This is a genomic window from Microbacterium sp. LWO14-1.2 (assembly GCF_038397715.1).
In the GTDB taxonomy this organism is placed as follows: domain Bacteria; phylum Actinomycetota; class Actinomycetes; order Actinomycetales; family Microbacteriaceae; genus Microbacterium.
In genome coordinates this window covers 3,586,131-3,603,886 of sequence record NZ_CP151633.1, presented here as the reverse complement: position 1 = coordinate 3,603,886, position 17,756 = coordinate 3,586,131, and the positions used below count along the sequence as shown (strand labels likewise).

17 protein-coding genes and 1 other RNA gene are annotated in these 17,756 nt (G+C 70.0%); 4 read left to right on the top strand and 14 right to left on the bottom strand.

Annotated features, from left to right (window positions below; all coding sequences use genetic code 11):
* Position 1: 1 nt before the first annotated feature.
* From MRBLWO14_RS17435 to MRBLWO14_RS17425, 3 genes are read right to left on the bottom strand one after another with little or no spacing between them, the layout of a single operon-like run.
* On the bottom strand, positions 2–2,977 hold the full coding sequence (locus MRBLWO14_RS17435) for a bifunctional [glutamine synthetase] adenylyltransferase/[glutamine synthetase]-adenylyl-L-tyrosine phosphorylase (protein WP_341934320.1): 2,976 nt from the start codon (positions 2,975–2,977) through the stop codon (positions 2–4).
* A 7-nt stretch (positions 2,978–2,984) separates the two neighbouring features.
* The gene (glnA, locus tag MRBLWO14_RS17430; RefSeq protein ID WP_096715417.1) at positions 2,985–4,322 is read right to left on the bottom strand and encodes a type I glutamate--ammonia ligase; all 1,338 of its coding nucleotides are present in this window, start codon (positions 4,320–4,322) and stop codon (positions 2,985–2,987) included.
* Between the two features lie 2 nt (positions 4,323–4,324).
* Positions 4,325–4,543 (bottom strand): SPOR domain-containing protein, encoded by a 219-nt coding sequence (locus MRBLWO14_RS17425; RefSeq protein WP_341934319.1) that lies wholly within the window; start codon positions 4,541–4,543, stop codon positions 4,325–4,327.
* Positions 4,544–4,613: 70 nt separating this feature from the next.
* On the opposite strand from MRBLWO14_RS17425, the gene MRBLWO14_RS17420 reads away from it, so the two are divergent.
* A complete protein-coding gene (locus MRBLWO14_RS17420; RefSeq protein ID WP_341934318.1) occupies positions 4,614–5,360 on the top strand; it encodes an ROK family protein in 747 nt (248 codons plus the stop codon).
* Positions 5,361–5,431: 71 nt separating this feature from the next.
* Here the strand turns inward: MRBLWO14_RS17420 and rnpB are convergent.
* The 4 genes from rnpB to MRBLWO14_RS17400 form a co-directional block, all read right to left on the bottom strand.
* Positions 5,432–5,799: RNase P RNA component class A (gene rnpB / locus MRBLWO14_RS17415), an RNA gene on the bottom strand.
* Between the two features lie 26 nt (positions 5,800–5,825).
* Positions 5,826–7,526, bottom strand: a complete 1,701-nt coding sequence (locus MRBLWO14_RS17410) for a bifunctional 3'-5' exonuclease/DNA polymerase (protein WP_341934317.1) — start codon at positions 7,524–7,526, stop codon at positions 5,826–5,828.
* A 25-nt stretch (positions 7,527–7,551) separates the two neighbouring features.
* Positions 7,552–8,283: a C4-type zinc ribbon domain-containing protein gene (locus tag MRBLWO14_RS17405; protein WP_341934315.1), complete on the bottom strand. Its 732-nt coding sequence runs from the start codon at positions 8,281–8,283 to the stop codon at positions 7,552–7,554.
* 51 nt (positions 8,284–8,334) lie between these two features.
* Positions 8,335–8,739: a YchJ family metal-binding protein gene (locus tag MRBLWO14_RS17400; protein WP_341936229.1), complete on the bottom strand. Its 405-nt coding sequence runs from the start codon at positions 8,737–8,739 to the stop codon at positions 8,335–8,337.
* Positions 8,740–8,779: 40 nt separating this feature from the next.
* Between MRBLWO14_RS17400 and MRBLWO14_RS17395 the strand changes: the two genes are divergently transcribed.
* On the top strand, positions 8,780–9,619 hold the full coding sequence (locus MRBLWO14_RS17395; protein WP_341934314.1) for an aldo/keto reductase: 840 nt from the start codon (positions 8,780–8,782) through the stop codon (positions 9,617–9,619).
* Positions 9,620–9,634: 15 nt separating this feature from the next.
* On the opposite strand, the gene MRBLWO14_RS17390 is transcribed toward MRBLWO14_RS17395, so the two are convergent.
* Positions 9,635–10,471, bottom strand: coding sequence for a helix-turn-helix transcriptional regulator (locus MRBLWO14_RS17390; protein ID WP_341934313.1), 837 nt, complete (start codon positions 10,469–10,471; stop codon positions 9,635–9,637).
* Positions 10,472–10,571: 100 nt separating this feature from the next.
* Between MRBLWO14_RS17390 and MRBLWO14_RS17385 the strand changes: the two genes are divergently transcribed.
* Positions 10,572–11,336, top strand: a complete 765-nt coding sequence (locus tag MRBLWO14_RS17385; RefSeq protein ID WP_341934312.1) for an SDR family NAD(P)-dependent oxidoreductase — start codon at positions 10,572–10,574, stop codon at positions 11,334–11,336.
* A gap of 24 nt (positions 11,337–11,360) precedes the next feature.
* On the opposite strand, the gene MRBLWO14_RS17380 is transcribed toward MRBLWO14_RS17385, so the two are convergent.
* Complete coding sequence (locus MRBLWO14_RS17380) at positions 11,361–12,266, bottom strand: TIGR01777 family oxidoreductase (protein ID WP_341934311.1); 906 nt, start codon at positions 12,264–12,266, stop codon at positions 11,361–11,363.
* 149 nt (positions 12,267–12,415) lie between these two features.
* Between MRBLWO14_RS17380 and MRBLWO14_RS17375 the strand changes: the two genes are divergently transcribed.
* Positions 12,416–13,504: an AAA family ATPase gene (locus MRBLWO14_RS17375; RefSeq protein WP_341934310.1), complete on the top strand. Its 1,089-nt coding sequence runs from the start codon at positions 12,416–12,418 to the stop codon at positions 13,502–13,504.
* Between the two features lie 32 nt (positions 13,505–13,536).
* Here the strand turns inward: MRBLWO14_RS17375 and MRBLWO14_RS17370 are convergent, their stop codons facing one another.
* The 5 genes from MRBLWO14_RS17370 to flgK all read right to left on the bottom strand — a co-directional run bounded on the left by MRBLWO14_RS17370 (position 13,537) and on the right by flgK (position 17,755).
* On the bottom strand, positions 13,537–14,340 hold the full coding sequence (locus MRBLWO14_RS17370) for a sigma-70 family RNA polymerase sigma factor (protein WP_341934309.1): 804 nt from the start codon (positions 14,338–14,340) through the stop codon (positions 13,537–13,539).
* 170 nt (positions 14,341–14,510) lie between these two features.
* Entirely contained in the window at positions 14,511–14,825 is a 315-nt protein-coding gene (locus MRBLWO14_RS17365) for an HU family DNA-binding protein (protein ID WP_251587983.1), read from the bottom strand.
* Between the two features lie 230 nt (positions 14,826–15,055).
* Positions 15,056–15,451: a flagellar assembly protein FliW gene (locus tag MRBLWO14_RS17360; protein ID WP_341934308.1), complete on the bottom strand. Its 396-nt coding sequence runs from the start codon at positions 15,449–15,451 to the stop codon at positions 15,056–15,058.
* Positions 15,448–16,335 (bottom strand): flagellar hook-associated protein FlgL, encoded by an 888-nt coding sequence (flgL, locus tag MRBLWO14_RS17355; protein ID WP_341934307.1) that lies wholly within the window; start codon positions 16,333–16,335, stop codon positions 15,448–15,450. The genes MRBLWO14_RS17360 and flgL overlap by 4 nt, the downstream gene beginning before the upstream one ends.
* A gap of 13 nt (positions 16,336–16,348) precedes the next feature.
* Positions 16,349–17,755 carry a flagellar hook-associated protein FlgK gene (gene flgK / locus MRBLWO14_RS17350; protein WP_341934306.1) on the bottom strand — a complete coding sequence of 469 codons (1,407 nt, stop codon included), beginning with the start codon at positions 17,753–17,755 and terminating at the stop codon, positions 16,349–16,351.
* Position 17,756 lies beyond the last annotated feature (1 nt).

Genomic DNA, 17,756 nt, shown 5'->3' with positions numbered 1-17,756 from the left:
GTCATCCGTAGAACAGCTGCTCGAACGCACGGCGCGCACGGCGTGTCACACCGAGATAGTCGTCCTCCAGCACGCTGGCCGAGCGGTCCGGATACCCGAGGAGGCGCCCGATCGCGTCGAGATCGCGGGGGTCCGTCGGCAGCACATCGCTCGTCCTGCCGGTGTAGAGGGTGATCGCCGACCGGAGCCGGCTGGAGAGCAGCCACGCCGAGCGCAGCAGTTCGGCCGACTCCTCCGGCACGTAACCCGCCTCGACGGCGGCATCCAACGCGGCGAGCGTCGACGTCGTCCGCAACGAGGGCGTCTCGTGCGCGTGCTGAAGCTGGATCAGCTGGACGAGCCACTCCACGTCACTGAGCGTCCCCGGGCCGAGCTTGAGGTGGCGCCTCGGGTCGACGCCCTGCGGCAGACGCTCTCCCTCGACGCGCGCCTTGATGCGCTTGATCTCCCGACTGCCCTGCAGATCGACCGAGGCCGGATAGCGGATGCTGTCGGCGAGCTCGGTGAACGTCGCGATGAGCTTCGCGCTCCCCGCGACCCCGCGGGCCCGGAGCAGCGCCTGCGCCTCCCAGGACAGCGACCATCGGCGGTAGTACTCGGCGTAGGCCTGGATCGTGCGCACCAGAGCGCCGTTGCGCCCCTCCGGTCGCAGGCCGGCGTCGAGGTCGAGCGGCACCCGGTGGTCGGTCAGATGCTCGCGGAGGCCGGCGACGATGCGCGTGGCGAGCGTCTGCGCCCGCTGCGGGTCGATGCCGTTCGCGTCATACACGTAGAGGATGTCGGCGTCGGAACCGAAACCGAGCTCGGCGCCCCCGAACCGGCCCATGCCGATCACCGCGAAGTCGAGCGCGTCGTCCTCCGGCGGCACGATCTCGCGACGCACGGCCCGGAGGGCGGCCTGGATCGTCGCGTCGGTGATCTCGGTGAGCGAGGTCGCGACCTGCTGGATCGTGAGCACGTCCAGCACGCCGCCCATGGCCGTGCGCAGCAGCTCTCTGCGGCGCAGCGCGCGGACGGCCTGCAGCGCGTCGCCGATGTCGCGGTGCCGTGTCTGGATCGCCCTCGCCTCGTCGTCGAGCGCCGCGCCGCTGCGGGGCCGCAGCAGGTCGCTGCTGTCGAGCCAGGCCACGGACTCGGGGATCCACTCCATCAGGTCGCCGACGTAGCGCGACGACGACAGGAGCCGGGTGAGGCTCTCCGCCGCGCCGGAGGAGTCGCGCAGCATCCGCAGGAACCAGGGCGTGTCCCCCAGTCGCTCGCTGATGCGGCGGAAGGCGAGCAGGGCATAGTCGGGATCGCTGCCGTCCGCGAACCAGCGGACCATGATCGGCATGAGATGCCGCTGGATCGTCGCCTTGCGGCTGAGCCCGGTGGTCAGCGCTCCGATATGGCGCAGCGCGCCGGCGGGGTCGCGAAAGCCGATGGCCATGAGCCGGTCGTGCGCCTGCTCCGTCGACAGCGTGCGCTCGTCCTCGGGCAGCGCCGCGACGGCGCTGAGCAGCGGCCGGTAGAACAGACGGGTGTGTATGTCGCGCACCTCGCGGCGCACGCTCTCCCACCTGGCCCAGATCGCCTCGCCGGAGTCGGCGAGTCCTGAGCTGCGCGCGAGGATCCGCAGCCCGGCGGGCGTGCGGGGCATGAGATGCGTGCGGCTGAGCTCGCGGAGCTGCAGACGGTGCTCCATGAGTCGCAGGATGCGGTAGTCGTCGGCGAAGGTTCCGGCATCCGCTCGTCCGATGTAGCCGCCGTCGACCAGCGCGTCGACCGTCTCGAGGGTGCCCCTCGTCCGCAGCCGCGGATCGGTGAGCCCGTGCACGAGCTGCAGGAGCTGCACCGTGAACTCGATGTCGCGGAGCCCGCCGGCGCCGAGCTTGATCTGGTACGGCACGTCGGCAGGGTCGATGTGCTCCATGACCCGCTCGCGCATGCGCTGCACGCTGTCGACGAAGTTCTCGCGCGCGGCGCTCGAGAACACCTTGGGCTGCATCGCCGCGATGTAGTCGGCGCCGAGCTGCGCATCGCCGGCGAGTGGTCGCGCCTTCAGGAGCGCCTGGAACTCCCAGCTCTTCGCCCACCGGTCGTAGTACGCCACGTGCGAGGCGAGCGAGCGCACCAGAGCCCCCTGCTTGCCCTCGGGGCGCAGCGCGGCATCCACCTCCCACAGCGGCGGCTCGATCTCGATGCCGCTGAGCCCGCGCATCGTCTCGCGCGCCAGGCGCGTGGCGATGTCGATGGCCCGCGACTCGGCGACGACATCCTCGTCCGAGGTGCCGCCGACGAAGATCACATCCACGTCGCTGACGTAGTTCAACTCGCGCGCGCCGGCCTTGCCCATGCCGATGATCGCGAGCTGCGTGGCTGCGACCTGCTGCTCGCCGAGGGCGTCGGCGACGCGACGTCGTGCGACAGCGAGAGAGGCCTCCAACGCCGCCCCGGCGATGTCGGCGAGAGCCGCCGCGACCTCGCCGACCACCATCACCGGGTTGTGCGCGGTGAGGTCGAAGGCAGCGATCGCCGCGAGGTTGCGCCGGTAGGCGATCCGCAGCGCGACGATCGCGGCATCCCCTCCCGAGGACGCGAAACCGTCCTCCTCGCCGACCGCGGCGAGCAGCCGCTCGCGGAGTTCATCGGACGAGGGCAACGTCGACACCCGCTCCGCGAGGACCGAGAGCTGCTCCGGATGCCGGAAGAAGAACTCGGCGAACCCCTGCGAGGCGCCGAACACCCGCCAGGCGCGGTCGCGGGCGGCCGCATCGCCGAACACGGCCCGGAGCGGGGCCGGGTCGCGACGCGCGACGCGCAGCATCCCCTCCACCGCGGCATCCGGATCTGCCGCCGACGCGCCGTCGAGCAGCCCCACACGGTCGATCCCGAGCAGCCCTGCCAGCTCCTCGAGGTTCGCCGCCGCCTCGCTCAGCTCCGCGAACCCGAGCCTCGCCAGCGCAGAGAGGGAGACGGAGTCGTGCGAGCGGGCCATGCGACGGTCAGAGGAGCTCGAGGTTGTTCTTCAACTCCAGCGGGGTGACCTGCCCACGGTAGGCCTCCCACTCCTTGCGCTTGTTGAGCAGCACGTAGTTGAAGACGGACTCGCCCAGCGTCTCGGCGACGAGCTCGGAGCTCTCCATGTACTCGAGGGCGTGGTCGAGGCTCGCGGGCAGTGCCGCGTAGCCCAGTGCCCGCCGCTCGGCGTCACTGAGCGACCACACGTTGTCCTCGGCCTCGGGAGGGAGGTCGTACTCCTCCTCGATGCCCTTCAGCCCTGCGGCGAGCATGAGCGCGTAGGCGAGGTACGGATTGGCCGCCGAGTCGAGGGCGCGGTACTCGACGCGCGAGGAACCGCCCTTGTTGGGCTTGTACATGGGCACCCGCACGAGCGCGGAGCGGTTGTTGTGGCCCCACGTCACGAAGCTCGGAGCCTCGTCGCCGCCCCAGAGGCGCTTGTACGAGTTCACGAACTGGTTCGTCACCGCGGCCATCTCGTTCGCATGGCGGAGCAGGCCGGCGATGAAGTGGCGCCCCGTCTTGGAGAGCTGGTACTTCGCGCCCTCCTCGTAGAACGCGTTGCGCTCGCCCTCGAACAGCGACATGTGCGTGTGCATGCCGCTTCCGGGGTGACCGCTCAGCGGCTTCGGCATGAAGGTCGCGTACACGCCCTGCTCGATCGCCACCTCCTTGATGACCGTGCGGAACGTCATGACGTTGTCGGCCATCGTGAGAGCATCCGCGTAGCGCAGATCGATCTCGTTCTGCCCGGGTCCGCCCTCGTGGTGGCTGAACTCGACCGAGATGCCCAGGTCCTCCAGCATCCGCACCGAACGGCGGCGGAAGTCGTGAGCCGTGCCGCCCGGCACGTTGTCGAAGTAGCCGGCCGAGTCGACCGGCACCGGCCCCTCCGGCCCGAAGTTCGACGACTTCAGGAGGTAGAACTCGATCTCCGGGTGGGTGTAGAACGTGAACCCGGCGTCGGCGGCCTTCGCGAGCGTGCGCTTGAGCACGTGACGAGGGTCGGACACCGCCGGACGCCCGTCAGGCGTCGTGATGTCGCAGAACATACGCGCGGTCGGGTCGATCTCACCGCGCCACGGCAGCGTCTGGAACGTGGTGGGGTCGGGCTGCGCGAGCAGGTCGGACTCGTAGCTCCGCGTCAGTCCCTCGATCGCGGACCCGTCGAAGCCGATCCCCTCGGCGAACGCTCCCTCGACCTCCGCCGGCGCGATGGCCACCGACTTGAGCGTGCCGATGACATCGGTGAACCACAGACGCACGAACTTGACGCCGCGCTCCTCGATCGTCCGGAGGACGAAGTCCCTCTGCTTGTCCATCGTCACTCTGCGGAGCTCTTGCCGATGCCGGCGTCCCAGCCGTCTTCCGCGGCCTCCTCGTCGGCCCACGCACGCGCGCGCTCCTGGAGCTTCTCGGGGGCGTGGGCGGCCTCGGCCTCGGTGTCGAACGGGCCGACGCGGTCGGCCGACGGCGAGATCATGCCGAACTCGACCTGTCGGGTCTCCAGGTTGTACCAGTACTTCTCATCGCCGTTCGACATGGCCGATCCCCTTCATCACGTGGTGTCATCGATCCTACTGGCGCAGAGCGCGGTCGCTAAGCTATCGACCATGGTGAAAGCGATCGGCGTCGACATCGGCGGCACGGGTATCAAGGCAGGCATCGTCGACCTCGAGCACGGCACTATGGCCTCGGAGCGTGTGCGTGTGCCCACACCCGAGGGCGCTGCTCCCGAAGACGTGCTGCTCGCCGTGCAGACGGTTCTGAAGACCCTCGACGTGCATGAATCGACCCTCCCCCTCGGCGTGGCATTCCCGGCGATCGTCAAGCGCGGCAAGACCCTGTCGGCCGCCAACGTCTCGAAGAAGTGGATCGACTTCGACGCCGAGCGCTTCTTCCGCGACGGCCTCGGCCGCAACATCGTCTTCGTCAACGACGCGGATGCCGCCGGCGTGGCCGAGGCCCGCCACGGAGCGGCTCGCGACGTGCGCGGCTTCACGCTCCTGACCACGCTCGGCACCGGGATCGGCTCGGCCTTCCTCTACGACGGCGTGCTTCTGCCGAACACCGAGCTGGGCCACCTGCACTACGGCGAGTACGAGTCGGTCGAGACCTTCGCCGCGACATCGGCACGCGAGCGCGAGAACCTCTCGTGGGCGGAGTGGGCCGAGCGCCTGCAGAAGTTCTACTCGCACATCGAGTTCCTGTTCAGCCCCGACCTGTTCGTGGTCGGCGGCGGCGTCTCGAAGAACGCCGGCGACTTCCTGCCGCTGCTCGACCTCAAGACCCCGATCGTCCCGGCGATCCACCGCAACAACTCGGGCATCATCGGCGCCGCCTCGCTGGCCGGCGACTGAGCCCCTCGACGAGCTCAAGGCCCCATGACGAAGGCCCCGCTGGATCAGCGGGGCCTTCGTCATGTCTGAGGCGAATGGGCCGACCTGTACGCCGGGTTCTGTTCCGGGGTTCTTCGCCCCTTCGACGGCCATCTCTCTCGGCGACACGTTGCCGTGGCACTCTAGCGGTCTACCCGAGGACTCGGCGGGCCGCGTCATCATCCTCTGTCTGACCTTGCTCCGGACGAGGTTTACCTGGCGGGCCATGTCACCATGGCCCCCGGTGGTCTCTTACACCACCCTTTCACCCTTACCCCCGGACCTCGCGGTCGGGGGCGGTCTGCTCTCTGTGGCACTGTCTCGCGGATCACTCCGGGTGGGCGTTACCCACCGTCCTGCCCTGTGGAGCCCGGACGTTCCTCGGTGCGGTCTCCCGCCACGCGACCGTCCAGTCGACCCATTCGCGTCGTCCAGTCTACGCGGGCGCTACTTCTCCGCCGACTCCGCGATGCGCAGATCGAGCGGCACGTCGATCGGGAAGTCGCCGAACAGGCGGCGGGTCGCCACGGCCGCCGCGTCGCGCACGGCATCCGCCGCCGCCTCCGCCTGCTCCTCCGGGACGTGCAGGATGACCTCGTCATGCAGGAAGAACGCCAGATGCGCGCGCGAGCCGAAGACGCCGGACGCCGGAGCCGACCGCACCGCCTCCGGGAGCTGCTGCAGACGATGACGGATCTCGGCCAGCCAGATGAGCGACCACTCCGCAGCCGTGCCCTGCACGACGAAGTTACGGGTGAAGCGCCCCCAGTCCCGTGCGCGCCGGCGCGCGACGCTCACGTCCGTCGGCTCGGCGTCGGCATCCGTCGCCCTCGCTTGCATCCGCGACCACTCCGTCGATGGCCGGGGCGACGATCTGCCCAGCCAGGTCGACACGACGCCGCCGTCCTCTCCGACACGGGCGGCCTCGTCGACGAGGGCCATGGCCCGCGGGTACACCTTGCGGAGCCGCGGCACGAGGCGGCCGCTGTCGCCGGTCGTCGCTCCGTACATCGCCCCGAGGACCGCGTACTTGGCCTCCTCGCGCGTGCCGACGGCGCCGGTCGCCACGACACCCGCGTAGAGGTCGGCCCCCTGCGCTGCTCGCGCCATGGCCCGATCCCCCGCCATCGCCGCGAGCATGCGGGGTTCCAGCTGAGCGACGTCCGCCACCACGAGCCGCCACCCGTCGTCGGCACGCACTGCACGCCGCAGGCTCCGAGGGATCTGCAGTGCCCCGCCGCCGGCCGACGCCCAGCGCCCCGTGACGACCCCGCCGGGGATGTACACGGGACGGAAACGCCCCTCGTGCACCCACTCGGCGAGCCACGCCCATCCGTTGGCGCTGAGCAGCCGCGCGAGCTTCTTGTACGCCGTCAGCGGGCCGATGACCGCATGGTCGTGACGAGCGAGCTCCCATCGTGCTGTCGACTCGACCTGCACGCCCACCCGGTGGAGGGCACGCAGCAGCTTCGGCTGGCTGTCGAGATTGAGGCCCGGGTCGCCCAGGATGCTGCGGACGCGCTCCGCCTGCGCGACCATGCCGCTCGGCAGACCGCCGGCGATCGGGCGGGTGCCGAGGGTCTCGACGAGGATCCGGTCGTGGATCTCCTCGCTCCACGGAAGCCCTGCCGCACGCATCTCCTCCGCGATCAGGCCGCCGGCGGACTCGGCCGACGCGAGCAGAGCGAGCCGTCCGTCCGGCGAGGAGTCGATCACGCGACGCTGCAGTCGGTACTGGTCGAGCAGCTCACCGACGGGGTCGTCCGTCGTCGGGCGCTCCAGCGCGTCGAACAGCGAGGGAGGCTCGTCGACGACGGGATCGTGCCGCACCCAGTCCGGTGACGGGGCGAGCGGTCGCGCGACCCGGTCGGTGTCGCGGAGGATCGCGTGGCACAGCAGCAGGTCGTGCGCGCGGGTCAGGCGCCCACCCAGTGCGAGCAGCGGGGCGTAGACCTCCCGCGCGCTGCGGATGATCCAGCGCGGAGCACCGTCGCGCTCTTGCGCGGCGACCCAGTCGGCCACGGCATCCTGAGCGAGGGTGCGGCGGTGCTGCTCCTCCCCCGCGTCGTCGAGCTCGACCGCCGTCCAGCCGGGTGCGTTCCCGCGCGCCAGCACGATCCGGCGCTCAGGCGTCCGCCGCGAGGTCACGTCCGGCGCGCTCGCGGCGCGGGTGTCACAGGCCGGATTCCTCGGTGCGCACGAGGATGCAGCCGCACTCAGGGCACGAGACCACGGCGTCCTCGGCGGCACGGCGGATCTCGTTCAGGTCGGTGCCGGGGAGCACGATCCGGCACCCCTCGCAGGTGCCCCGGGTGAGCAGCGCGGCTCCGGCGCTGTTCGAGGCGCGGCGCGTGTACTCGGCGAGCAGGGGCTCAGGGACCGTCGCCGCGACAGCTTCGCGGTCGCGGGCCAGCTGGGCTCCGAGGTCGGTCGCCGCAGCGACATCGGCCTTCGCCTGCGCGGTGAGCGCTGTGCCCTCGGCCGTCGTCGTGTCGAGCAGCGCCTGCTGGGCCGCCACCGCGGCATCCGCGTCTTCGACCCGCCCCATCACATCGAGCTGCGCGTCTTCGAGGTCGCTCTGCCTGCGGGCGAGGCTGGCGATCTCGTGCTCGAGAGCCTGTGCCTCCTTGGGGTTCGTGGCGGCGGCCAGGCGCTGGGCGTCGCGCGCGCGGCGCTGCTCGACGAGCGCGACATCCGACTCGATCCGCGTCAGCTCGGTGCGCACATCGTCGCGCGTGCCGGTCAGGGCGGTCAGCTCGCGCAGCTGCTCCTGACGGATCGCGACGAGCTCGGAGATGCGAGAGGCCTGCGTGGGCTTGGTGCGCGCACGCTCGGCCTGAGCGATGCGCCGATCCAGGTCGGCGATGTCGAGAAGGATGCGCTGGTGCTCGGGGCTGGCGTTCACGCTCTCAAATCTACTCGGTGGGTCGGACGCGCGGAGTCCCGGACCCGAACGTCACGAGACGTCGCCGTCGACGTAGAGCCAGCTGCGGCCCTCGCGGACGAAACGGCTGCGCTCGCGCAGCACGCCGCGCTCCGCTCCCTGCTGCCATGAGGCCGCGAACTCGACGATGCCCTCCCGATCGAACGGCCCTCCGGCGACCCGGTCGAGTATCGCGAGCCGTCGCCACACGAGATCCTCGTCGAGGTCGATCGTCGCCGGGCGTGTCGAGGCATGCCACGTCGCGCGGAGATGCCGCGCGTCCCCGCGCGCGAACGCCGTGTACCGCGACCGCATGAGCCGTTCGGCCGTCGGCGCAGGCGCTCCCGCGAGCAGGGGGCCGCAGCAGGCACGGAAGAGATCACCCGAGCCGCACGGGCACCGGAGCGTATCCTGCCCGCTGCCGTCATCCGGCGCCATGGTCTCCGCTCCCGTCACCGCTCCAGCGTACGCTGACGTCATGACCGCTCTCCCCACGTTCACCGCCCACAACGGCTTCACCCTGCCGGCCCTCGGACTCGGCACCTATGCGCTCGACGGCGACGCAGGGGCGGATGCAGTGACCACCGCGATCGGCGCCGGCTACCGCCTCCTCGACTCCGCCTTCAACTACGAGAACGAGGGATCGGTCGGGCGCGGCGTCCGGCAGTCGGACGTCGACCGCTCGGACATCATCGTCACGACCAAGCTCCCCGGCCGCCACCACGCTCGAGCGAAAGCCGTCGCGAGCATCGAGGAGAGCCGATCGCGTCTCGGCCTCGATGCGACCGACCTGCACCTCATCCACTGGCCGAACCCGAGCCAGGACGAGTACGTCCAGGCCTGGGAGGCGCTCGTCGACGCCCAGCAGCGCGGGGTCGTGCGGCAGATCGGCGTCTCGAACTTCCTGCCGGAGCACCTGGAGCGCATCGAGCGCGAGACCGGCGTGCGCCCCGTCGTCAACCAGATCGAGGTGCACCCGTACTTCCCGCAGACGGAGCAGCTCGCGTACCACCGCGAGCACGGCATCCTGACCGAGGCGTGGAGCCCGCTCGGGCGCGCGAAGGAGCTGCTCGACGAGTCTGTGATCGCCGAGGTCGCCGCCGCGCACGGGATCACGCCGGCGCAGACAGTGCTCGCCTGGCATGTGGCACGCGAGACCGTGGCCATCCCGAAGGCGTCTTCGGCGGAGCACCAGCAGTCGAATCTCGCCGCCGGCGAGGTCGTCCTGGACGCGGCCGAGGTCGAGGCGATCACCGCGCTGGGCCGTGCAGACGGCCGCCTCTTCGACGCGGACCCCCGCACGCACGAGGAGTCCTGACGCGCCGGGAGGAGATCAGACCCGCTGCGTGCCCAGCACGCGGAGCAGCTCCAGTTTGCTCGCCGATTCCGAACCGGGGGCGGCCGTCAGCACCACCAGCGTCTGCGATTCGTCCTCGGTGAAGAGCGCCTGGCAGTCGACCTCGATCTCGCCGATGTCGGGGTGGATGAGCACCTTGTGGTCGTCGAAACGGCGACGGACCTCGTGCACCTCCCACAGCGCGGCGAACTCCGGGCTGCGTGCCGTCAGCTCGCGCACGATGTCGCCGGCGCGCGACCTCTCCCCGAGCACGCCGTAGGCCGCTCGCAGGGAGGCGACGAGCACGCGGCTGCGGTGATCGTGATCCGCCTCCGGATACCGGCGCCGCTCATCGTCGACATCGGTGAACCACCGGTAGATGCCGCTGCGAGCCAGTCCCTCCAGAGAGCTCGCATCGCCGAGGAGAGCCTTCGCGGCGTCGTTCTGCACGAGCACTTCGTCGAGCACCGAGACGACGAAGGCGGGCGTGTCGTCCAGACGGTCGAGCACCCGGAGCATGCCCGGATGCACGTAGTCGGTGAACATCGCGCGGTCGGGCGCGCTGTGCCCGCTCACCCGGTGGAGGTAGTCCCGTTCGTCGGGACTGAGCCGCAGCGCTCGCGCCAGCGACGCGAGGATCTGCACGCTCGGCTGCGGCCCGCGCCGCTGCTCGAGTCGGGTGTAGTAGTCCGTCGACATCGCGGCGAGCTGGGCCACCTCCTCGCGGCGCAACCCCGGCGTGCGTCGCCGGGGTCCGGCGCTCAGCCCGACATCCCCCGGCCGCAGCTGCTCGCGGCGGGCGAGGAGGAAGTCCGCGAGTGCATCTCTGTCCACCCCCTCAGTATCGCGCCAGAGCACGGAGCCATCCAGGGACCCCGGATCCCTGGATCACCCGTCCCTGGAGCGGCGACCGCGCGCGGCGCAGAGTGGAGGCATGAACATCAGCGGAAACACCATCTTCATCCCCGGAGCGACGAGCGGCATCGGCCTCGCGCTGGCGCAGCGATTCGCGGAGCGCGGGAACACGGTCATCGTCGGCGGACGACGCGCCGACCTGCTGGAGCGGATCGCTGCCGAGAACCCCGGCATCGACACCGTGCAGATCGACACGACGGATGCCGAGAGCATCCGCTCGGCATCCGCGCAGGTGCTCGCATCGCACCCCGACCTCAACGTGCTGATCGCGATGGCGGGCATCATGCGCGCCGAGGACTGGACGACGTCCAGCGGATTCCTCGAGACGGCGGAGTCCATCGTGACGACGAACCTGCTCGGGCCGATCCGGCTGATCGCCGCCTTCATCGACCATCTCGTCACGCGTCCGGACGCGACCATCATGACCGTGTCGTCGGGTCTGGCGTTCGCTCCCCTACGGGTGACTCCGACCTACAACGCCACGAAGGCCGCCATCCACATGCTCAGCGAGTCCGTGCGGCTGCAGCTCGCCGGCACCAGCGTGGCCGTGCAGGAGCTCGAGCCGCCGTCGGTGCGCACCGCGCTCATGCCCGGCCAGGAGTCCAGCGACTTCGCCATGCCGCTCGACGACTTCGTGTCGGAGGTCATCGGGATCATCGAGTCGCAGCCCGACGCGCGGGAGATCCAGGTCGAGAACGTGAAGTTCCTCCGGTACGGGGAGGCGCGCGGCGACTACGACCAGGTCGTGGCGACGCTGAACGCCCGCGATCCGCACGGGAACTGATCGGCGAGCGGTCGGCGCTGGCCTTCAGAGCGCCGCGTCGACCGCTTCTCGAACCGTGCGGTGGGTGAACGAGAAACCGCTCTGCTCCAGGGCGTGCGGACGCACATCGGCATCGGGGAGCAGCAGCGATTCGGCTGCCGCGCCTAACGCGAGCTTCAGCGCCCAGGCGGGTGCGGGCAGCCAGAACGGCCGGTGCATCGTCGCCGCGACCGCGCGCCCGAGGTCGTTCGCGGTGGCGGGCGTGGGACCGCTGAGGTTGACCGGGCCGTCGAGCTGGGCATCGATCACGTGACGGATGCCGCGCACCTCGTCGTCGAGCGAGATCCACGGCCACACCTGCGTGCCGCGCCCGAGGGGACCGGCGAGGCCGAACCGGGTGAGCTGGATGAGCGGCTTGAGCACGCCCTGCCGATGCACGATGGGCGCCGTGCGCAGGAGCGCGACGCGAGTGCTGTCTCCGGCGCGCCGCGCCTCGTCCTCCCACCGGACGCAGAGCTTTGCGAGGAACGTGTCGCCCGGACCCGCGGCCTCGGTGAGGATCTCCCCCGGCGCCGATCCGTAGTACCCGACGGCGGACGCCGAGACCAGGGCTGGCGCGTCGTCGCCGAGAGCCCGGAGCGCGGTCGCGATCGTCCGCGTCGAGGAGATCCGGGAATCCACGAGCTCGCGGCGATAGCCGGACGTCCACGGCAGCCGGCCGACGCTGGCTCCGCCGAGGGCGACGACCGCGGCGGCACCGTCGAGCGAGGCCGGAGCCAGAGCACCGGACGAGGGATCCCACTGCACCTCGTCATACGAGCGGGTGGGGTCGGACGAGCGGGCGGGACGCCGGACGAGCGTCGTGACGGGGATGCCGTCGGCTCGGAGAGACGAGACGAGAGCCGTCCCGACGAGCCCGGAGGCTCCACTGACCACGATGCGTCCGTCCATGCCGGCTCCCGATCCTCGACCCGTTCGGAGAAGTCTCCTGCCCCGAGTCTGTCACGGTGCGATCACGACGCGCCCGAGTTCGCCTCTGCGCCTTACGCGCCCGGCGATCCGACCGATATTACAGTTCGGGGAGCGCAGGAAGAGGAGAAGTGACCACCACCTACATCGAGACCGGCGGCCATGTGCGCGTCTACGACGACGCCGTGCGGACGCACCAGGTGTTCCCCCTCGGCACCTACCGCGTGCACTTCACCTCGAAGGAGGGGTTCAGCCTCATCAAGGTCGACGATCTCACCGTCGGCACGGAGCGCGTCTACGGCGGTCTCGAGAGGAAGGTCGCGAAGATCTTCCGCTCCTACGCCCTGTCCGACCGCAGTCTCGGGGTCATGCTCTCGGGTGACAAGGGCATCGGCAAGACGCTGTTCCTGCGGATGGTCGCGGAGGAGGCGCGCGACCAGGCCCTGCCGGTCGTGATCGTCTCCGAGGACAACGAGGGCATCGTGGAGTTCCTCGACAGTCTCGACGAGTGCCTCATCGTGTTCGACGAGTTCGAGAAGACGTTCCCCGTGGCGCGCCGCGGCGGTGTCGAGGGCGCGAACCGTCAGAACCAGTTCCTCTCGCTGTTCGACGGCCTGTCGTCGGTGAAGCGCATCTACTGCCTCACCGTGAACGACATCAACGACGTGAGCACGTACATCGTCAACCGCCCGGGGCGCTTCCACTACCACATGCGGTTCGAGTACCCCGGCCCCGACGAGGTCAGGCAGTACTTGCTCGATCAAGCCCCGAACGCCGACCCCGCCGAGATCGAGAACGTCGCCCTGTTCTCGCGCCGAGCGCGGTTGAACTACGACCACCTCCGCGCGATCGCCTTCGAGCTCGCCCAGCCCGACACGCTCTTCTCCGAGATCGTGCAGGACCTCAACATCAAGTCGATCGAACCGAGCCTGTACCGGATCGAAGCGCGCTTCCCCGACGGCAAGGTCTGGTCGGAGGAAGCGGAGATGAATCTCTTCGAGCGCGGCGACGTCGGCCGCACGTACGAGCTGCGCAACTCCAACCGATCGCTGTTCGCGTCGTTCGTCCCCCGCGACCTCGTGTTCGAGACCGACGGCACGATCTTCGTGCCGATCGACCGGCTCGACCTCGTGGACGACGAGGACGAGGAGCCCGAGGTGTACCCGACGAGCGTGAGCCTCACGCTCGTCGGTCAGGCCGCCTACGGGTTCGGCCTCTGAGGCGGCACCGAGGACACGACAGAGGCGATGCGTCAGACACCGATCGTCTGACCCAGGAAGGCCCGCGCGTACCGGTGACCGCTCGCGATCGCCAGCCGGTCGAAGTACGCATCGAGCACGGCGGTCGACGAGCGCGAGCGTCGGATCCCCGCACCGTGCTCGTCGGCGAGATGACGGTCGAGGGCGTCGCGCAGCATCCGCACCGCCTCCGAGCGCTGCTGCGACACGGCGGCGTGGGACACTCCGAGCTCTTCGGCGATCTCCGTGACCGTGCGGTCGTCGAAGTAGATCGCCCTGATGATGCGTCTCTTGCGCTCGGGAAGGGCATCGACCGCGATGTGCAGGAGCTCCTCCCGCTCTGCGGCGATCGCCATCTCCTCCGGGAGGTACCCGGTCCAGACGATCTCGTGCACGTCGAGCACGTCCAGGCTCGTGACCGTGCGCTCGGCGTCCGCAAGCCGCTGCTTGACGGCGCTCGCATCGATGCCCATCGCGTCGGCGATCTCGGCGACCGTGGGCGTTCGACCGAGCACACCGCCCAGCATGTCGCGGACCCGAGTGGTCTCCCTGGCCTTCGCCCTGACGTCGCGGGGAGCCCAGTCCATCGCCCGGAGCTCGTCCTTCAACGCCCAGTTGATCCGCTCGCGCGCGTAGGCGCCGAAGGGCACGCCCAGACTCTCGTCGTACTTCTCCGCCGCGCGGACCAGCGCGAAAGCGCCGGCTGCGGCGAGGTCCTCACGGGAGACGTGGGTCAGTCGCGCGGCGACAGCGGCAGTGGCCGCCCCGACGATGTGCAGGTGATCGACCACGAGTTTGTTCCGCGCGCGCAACGGCATACGGTCCCGCCTCTTTCGCTGTCAGTGCAAGCCCCCCAGCGACCCACAGCATCACCACCCCACGGCGACGAGAAACATCATTCGTGTACATGCTAGGGCCGCGCAGGGCGCGAAGAGGGACCGAACGCCGAAACGCTCGTGAATTCTCGTTTACGTTTAGATCACGATTGCTAATCGGTCGACTTGACGCGCTTGTTCACCTCGCGGGTCGCCGAGAACTTCAACACCGTGTAGTCGTCGACCTCACCGGTTCCCTCGTCTTTCGAGAACTGCACCCGGTGACCCTTGTGGGTCTGGGGGTAGAACTTCCCGAAGTTGGTCAGGGTCACCGTGTTCCCCCGGCTCACGAGGTCGACGAGTTCGTCGATCATCGCGTTGTACGCCGTCTGTGCAGCGCCCACGGAGATCCCGCCCCGTCGCGCGAACCGCTGCACGAACTCCCTCTTGCTCACCCGACTCGTGTCGAGCGTCCTGGATGTGCTCATCTTTCCGTCCAATGGAAATGTCGCCCGTCACCGGGCGTCTTGCGCTGTACCCCACCAGCGACATCCGCCGACGCGCGCAGGTCCCAAACTCCTGCAACGTCGTCGAATCTGCCAGTACCCCAGCCTGTGCTCCTCAGAGGATAACCGCTGTTCCTTGGTATATGCGGTGAAAATCGAATTCCTCTGATCGTCGACTCACCGAGGGACCGGAACTGCTGCGAGGATCACCCTCAGCCGTCGAGCCGGACGCGGATCGGATACTCCTCGTCGTCGAGGATGATCTGCAGGGCCCGTCCTGTGGCCGGATCGAGCACGATCGGCGCTCGAAGGTTCACGTACACCCCGTCGTCCGACGGATTGGAGACGATGAGGACCCGCAGGTCGCCGTCCTCGGCCGCGCCGAGATCCGCACGCACACCGGCGGAGATGCGCGGGGCGTAGTCGTAGTCGTTGAACACGGGGTCGAGCAGGAACAGCCGGACGTCGGCATCCGTCGCACGCAACGCATAGAGTCCCTCGGCGCCGCCGATCGGATCCAGCGAGAAGGAGGTGTGCGGCCGCAGGCCGGGCATGGGGGCGACGAAGTCGACGGAGACGCTCGCGGTGTCGGCGGTGATGGCGGTCATCGCAGGAACTCCAGGAGGTTGGTCTGCAGCGACTTGGCCGTCACCTGCAGGGCGGATTGGAACACGAGCTCGGCGGACTGCAGACGCACGAGCACTTCGAGGCTGTCGACGTTCTCGACCTCGGTGCGGCGGGCCTCCAGGTCGGTCGACACGGAGAGATTCTGCGCCATCGCCCTCTCGATCTGCACCTGACGGGCACCGGTCTCACCGCGGGCTGCGGTGAAGGCGGTGAGACGAGCGTCGACATCGCCGAGACGCGCGCCGATGTTGGCACCGCCCCGCAACTCGGTGGCGATGTCGCGAAGCATCCCGAACGCGCTGGTCGCGCCGGATCCGAACGCCTGAGCGCCGTCGAAGTCGACGCGCACGGTCTCGTTGTCGCTGATGCGGCGCCGCACCCCGTCGTCCGCTGTGCCGCTGAACGCGAAGGTCACGGGGTCGAACGCCGTCGCGGCGTCGCTGGTGCCGGCGAAGACGCTGCGACCGAGCACCGTCGTGTTCGCCTGAGACAGGAGCTCGGCGCTGATCGTCTCCAGCTCCTGCGCGATCGACTCGCGCGCGGTCGCGCTGAGCGCCCCCGAGTTCGCGCCCTGGGCCACGAGATCGCGCGCCCGGTTGAGCAGGTCGGTGCTGGCGCCCAGAGCAGTGTCGACCGTCGTGACCCAGGCCAGGCCGTCGCTGAGATTGCGCGAGAACTGGGCGACGCGCGACTGCTCGCCGTGCAGCCCGAGAGTCGTGGCTGCCGCCGCCGGGTCCTCGCTCGGGGTGCGGAAGGCCCGCTGAGAGGTCGCCTGGTGCTGCAGCCGCTCCCGGTCGACGAGGTTGCTCTGCAGCGTGCGCAGCGACTGCTGCGTCATGGTGCTGCTCGTGATGCGCCCGATCATGATGCCTCCCGGGTCAGCGGCCGACCAGGCCGGTGCGGTTGATGAGCAGGTCGAGCGCCTCGTCGACTGCGGTCAGCACACGGGCGGCCGCCTGGTACGCGGTCTGGTAGGTGAGGAGGTTGATGGTCTCCTCGTCGCCGTCCACCGAGGCGTTCGACTGCTGCGCGGTGACGGCGGCGACCGCGCCCATGTCGGCGATGTCGGCGCGCTGGCGATCACCGGCGACGGTCACCGCGAAGCCGGTCACGAAGCTCGACCACACCGAGCTCGGGCCCGTCGTCGACGATCCCAGCGTGCTGATCCGGTCCGCGATGGTGGTGTCCTTGGCCCCGGCTCCCGGGGCGGCCAGCGCGAGATCGGCGAGTCCGACGGGGACCACCCGCAGCCCCAGCGCGGCAGGCCCGCTCGCGTCGACCGCGAAGAAGTCCCCGCCCGGCGTGCCCGCCGACGTCACTCCCGTGCGGTGGATGTCGTTGACGGCGGTCGCGAGAGCGGACGCCGTCGCGTTGTACGCCGCCGCCACGCCGGCGAGCGTTCCGCCGTCGGCGGCAGGGCCGAGCGCGCTGATGGCGCCGCCGACCGAGCCGCCCGTCACGGCGACCGGGACGGTGGGACGGTCGGCCCAGGCGACGGTGATCCTGCCGCCGTCGGCGATCTCCCGCGGACCGCTCACGGTCAGCGCACGGCTGGCGTCGCCCGAGACGAGGGCGTTGCCGTCGACGCGGAGCGTCAGAGTGCCGTCGGCCTCGACCGCGCCCGTCGCGCCCACGGCTGTCGACAGCTGCTGCGCCAGCACGTTCCGCTGATCGATCAGCTCGTTCGCGCCGCGCCCGGAGAGCAGCGCATCGCGGATCTGCGCGTTCAGCCCGGCGACCTGACCCGCGATCGCATTCACGTCCGTGATCTGCCTGTCCACCTGACCGCGCAGGTCGGTCCACTGCCCGGCGACCGACTGGTATCCGGCCGCGATCTGGCCGACCAGCACCTCGGCGTTCGTGAGCACGACCTTCGCCGCGCCGGCATCCGGTGTGTTGGCGAGGTCGGACCACCCCGACCAGAATCGGTTCAGGTTCGCGGCGAGACCGTCGGACGTCGGCTCGGCCATCACGGCTTCGGCCTGGCCCGCCGCGGTCGCTCTCGTGACCCAGAAGCCGGACGTCCCGAGGGCGTCGCGCACGCGTGCGTCGAGCAGATCGTTGCCGAGACGGGCGACACCCGTGACTCCGACTCCCCCGCCGACGGCGAAGGTCGTCGGCCAGAGCCCCGTCGATCCCGGAGCGGACAGCGACGTCTGCTCGAGGCGCTGACGCGTGTAGCCGGCGGTGGTCTGGTTGGCGATGTTCTGCCCGGTGACGGTCATGCCCGCGCGCGCTGCGGCCAGGGCGGATTCGGCGAGCCGGAGTCCTGCGAACGACGACATC

Excerpts from the sequence above, each read along its gene's own strand:
- MRBLWO14_RS17395 (WP_341934314.1), top strand. The coding sequence starts at position 8,780 with ATGACCGCTCTCCCCACGTTCACCGCCCACAACGGCTTCACCCTGCCG.
- MRBLWO14_RS17365 (WP_251587983.1), bottom strand. The coding sequence starts at position 14,825 with ATGAGCACATCCAGGACGCTCGACACGAGTCGGGTGAGCAAGAGGGAG.
- flgL (WP_341934307.1), bottom strand. The coding sequence starts at position 16,335 with ATGATCGGGCGCATCACGAGCAGCACCATGACGCAGCAGTCGCTGCGC.
- MRBLWO14_RS17360 (WP_341934308.1), bottom strand. The coding sequence starts at position 15,451 with ATGACCGCCATCACCGCCGACACCGCGAGCGTCTCCGTCGACTTCGTC.
- flgK (WP_341934306.1), bottom strand. The coding sequence starts at position 17,755 with ATGTCGTCGTTCGCAGGACTCCGGCTCGCCGAATCCGCCCTGGCCGCA.
- MRBLWO14_RS17370 (WP_341934309.1), bottom strand. The coding sequence starts at position 14,340 with ATGCCGTTGCGCGCGCGGAACAAACTCGTGGTCGATCACCTGCACATC.
- MRBLWO14_RS17400 (WP_341936229.1), bottom strand. The coding sequence starts at position 8,739 with ATGGCGCCGGATGACGGCAGCGGGCAGGATACGCTCCGGTGCCCGTGC.
- MRBLWO14_RS17435 (WP_341934320.1), bottom strand. The coding sequence starts at position 2,977 with ATGGCCCGCTCGCACGACTCCGTCTCCCTCTCTGCGCTGGCGAGGCTC.
- MRBLWO14_RS17385 (WP_341934312.1), top strand. The coding sequence starts at position 10,572 with ATGAACATCAGCGGAAACACCATCTTCATCCCCGGAGCGACGAGCGGC.
- glnA (WP_096715417.1), bottom strand. The coding sequence starts at position 4,322 with ATGGACAAGCAGAGGGACTTCGTCCTCCGGACGATCGAGGAGCGCGGC.
- MRBLWO14_RS17380 (WP_341934311.1), bottom strand. The coding sequence starts at position 12,266 with ATGGACGGACGCATCGTGGTCAGTGGAGCCTCCGGGCTCGTCGGGACG.
- MRBLWO14_RS17425 (WP_341934319.1), bottom strand. The coding sequence starts at position 4,543 with ATGTCGAACGGCGATGAGAAGTACTGGTACAACCTGGAGACCCGACAG.
- MRBLWO14_RS17420 (WP_341934318.1), top strand. The coding sequence starts at position 4,614 with ATGGTGAAAGCGATCGGCGTCGACATCGGCGGCACGGGTATCAAGGCA.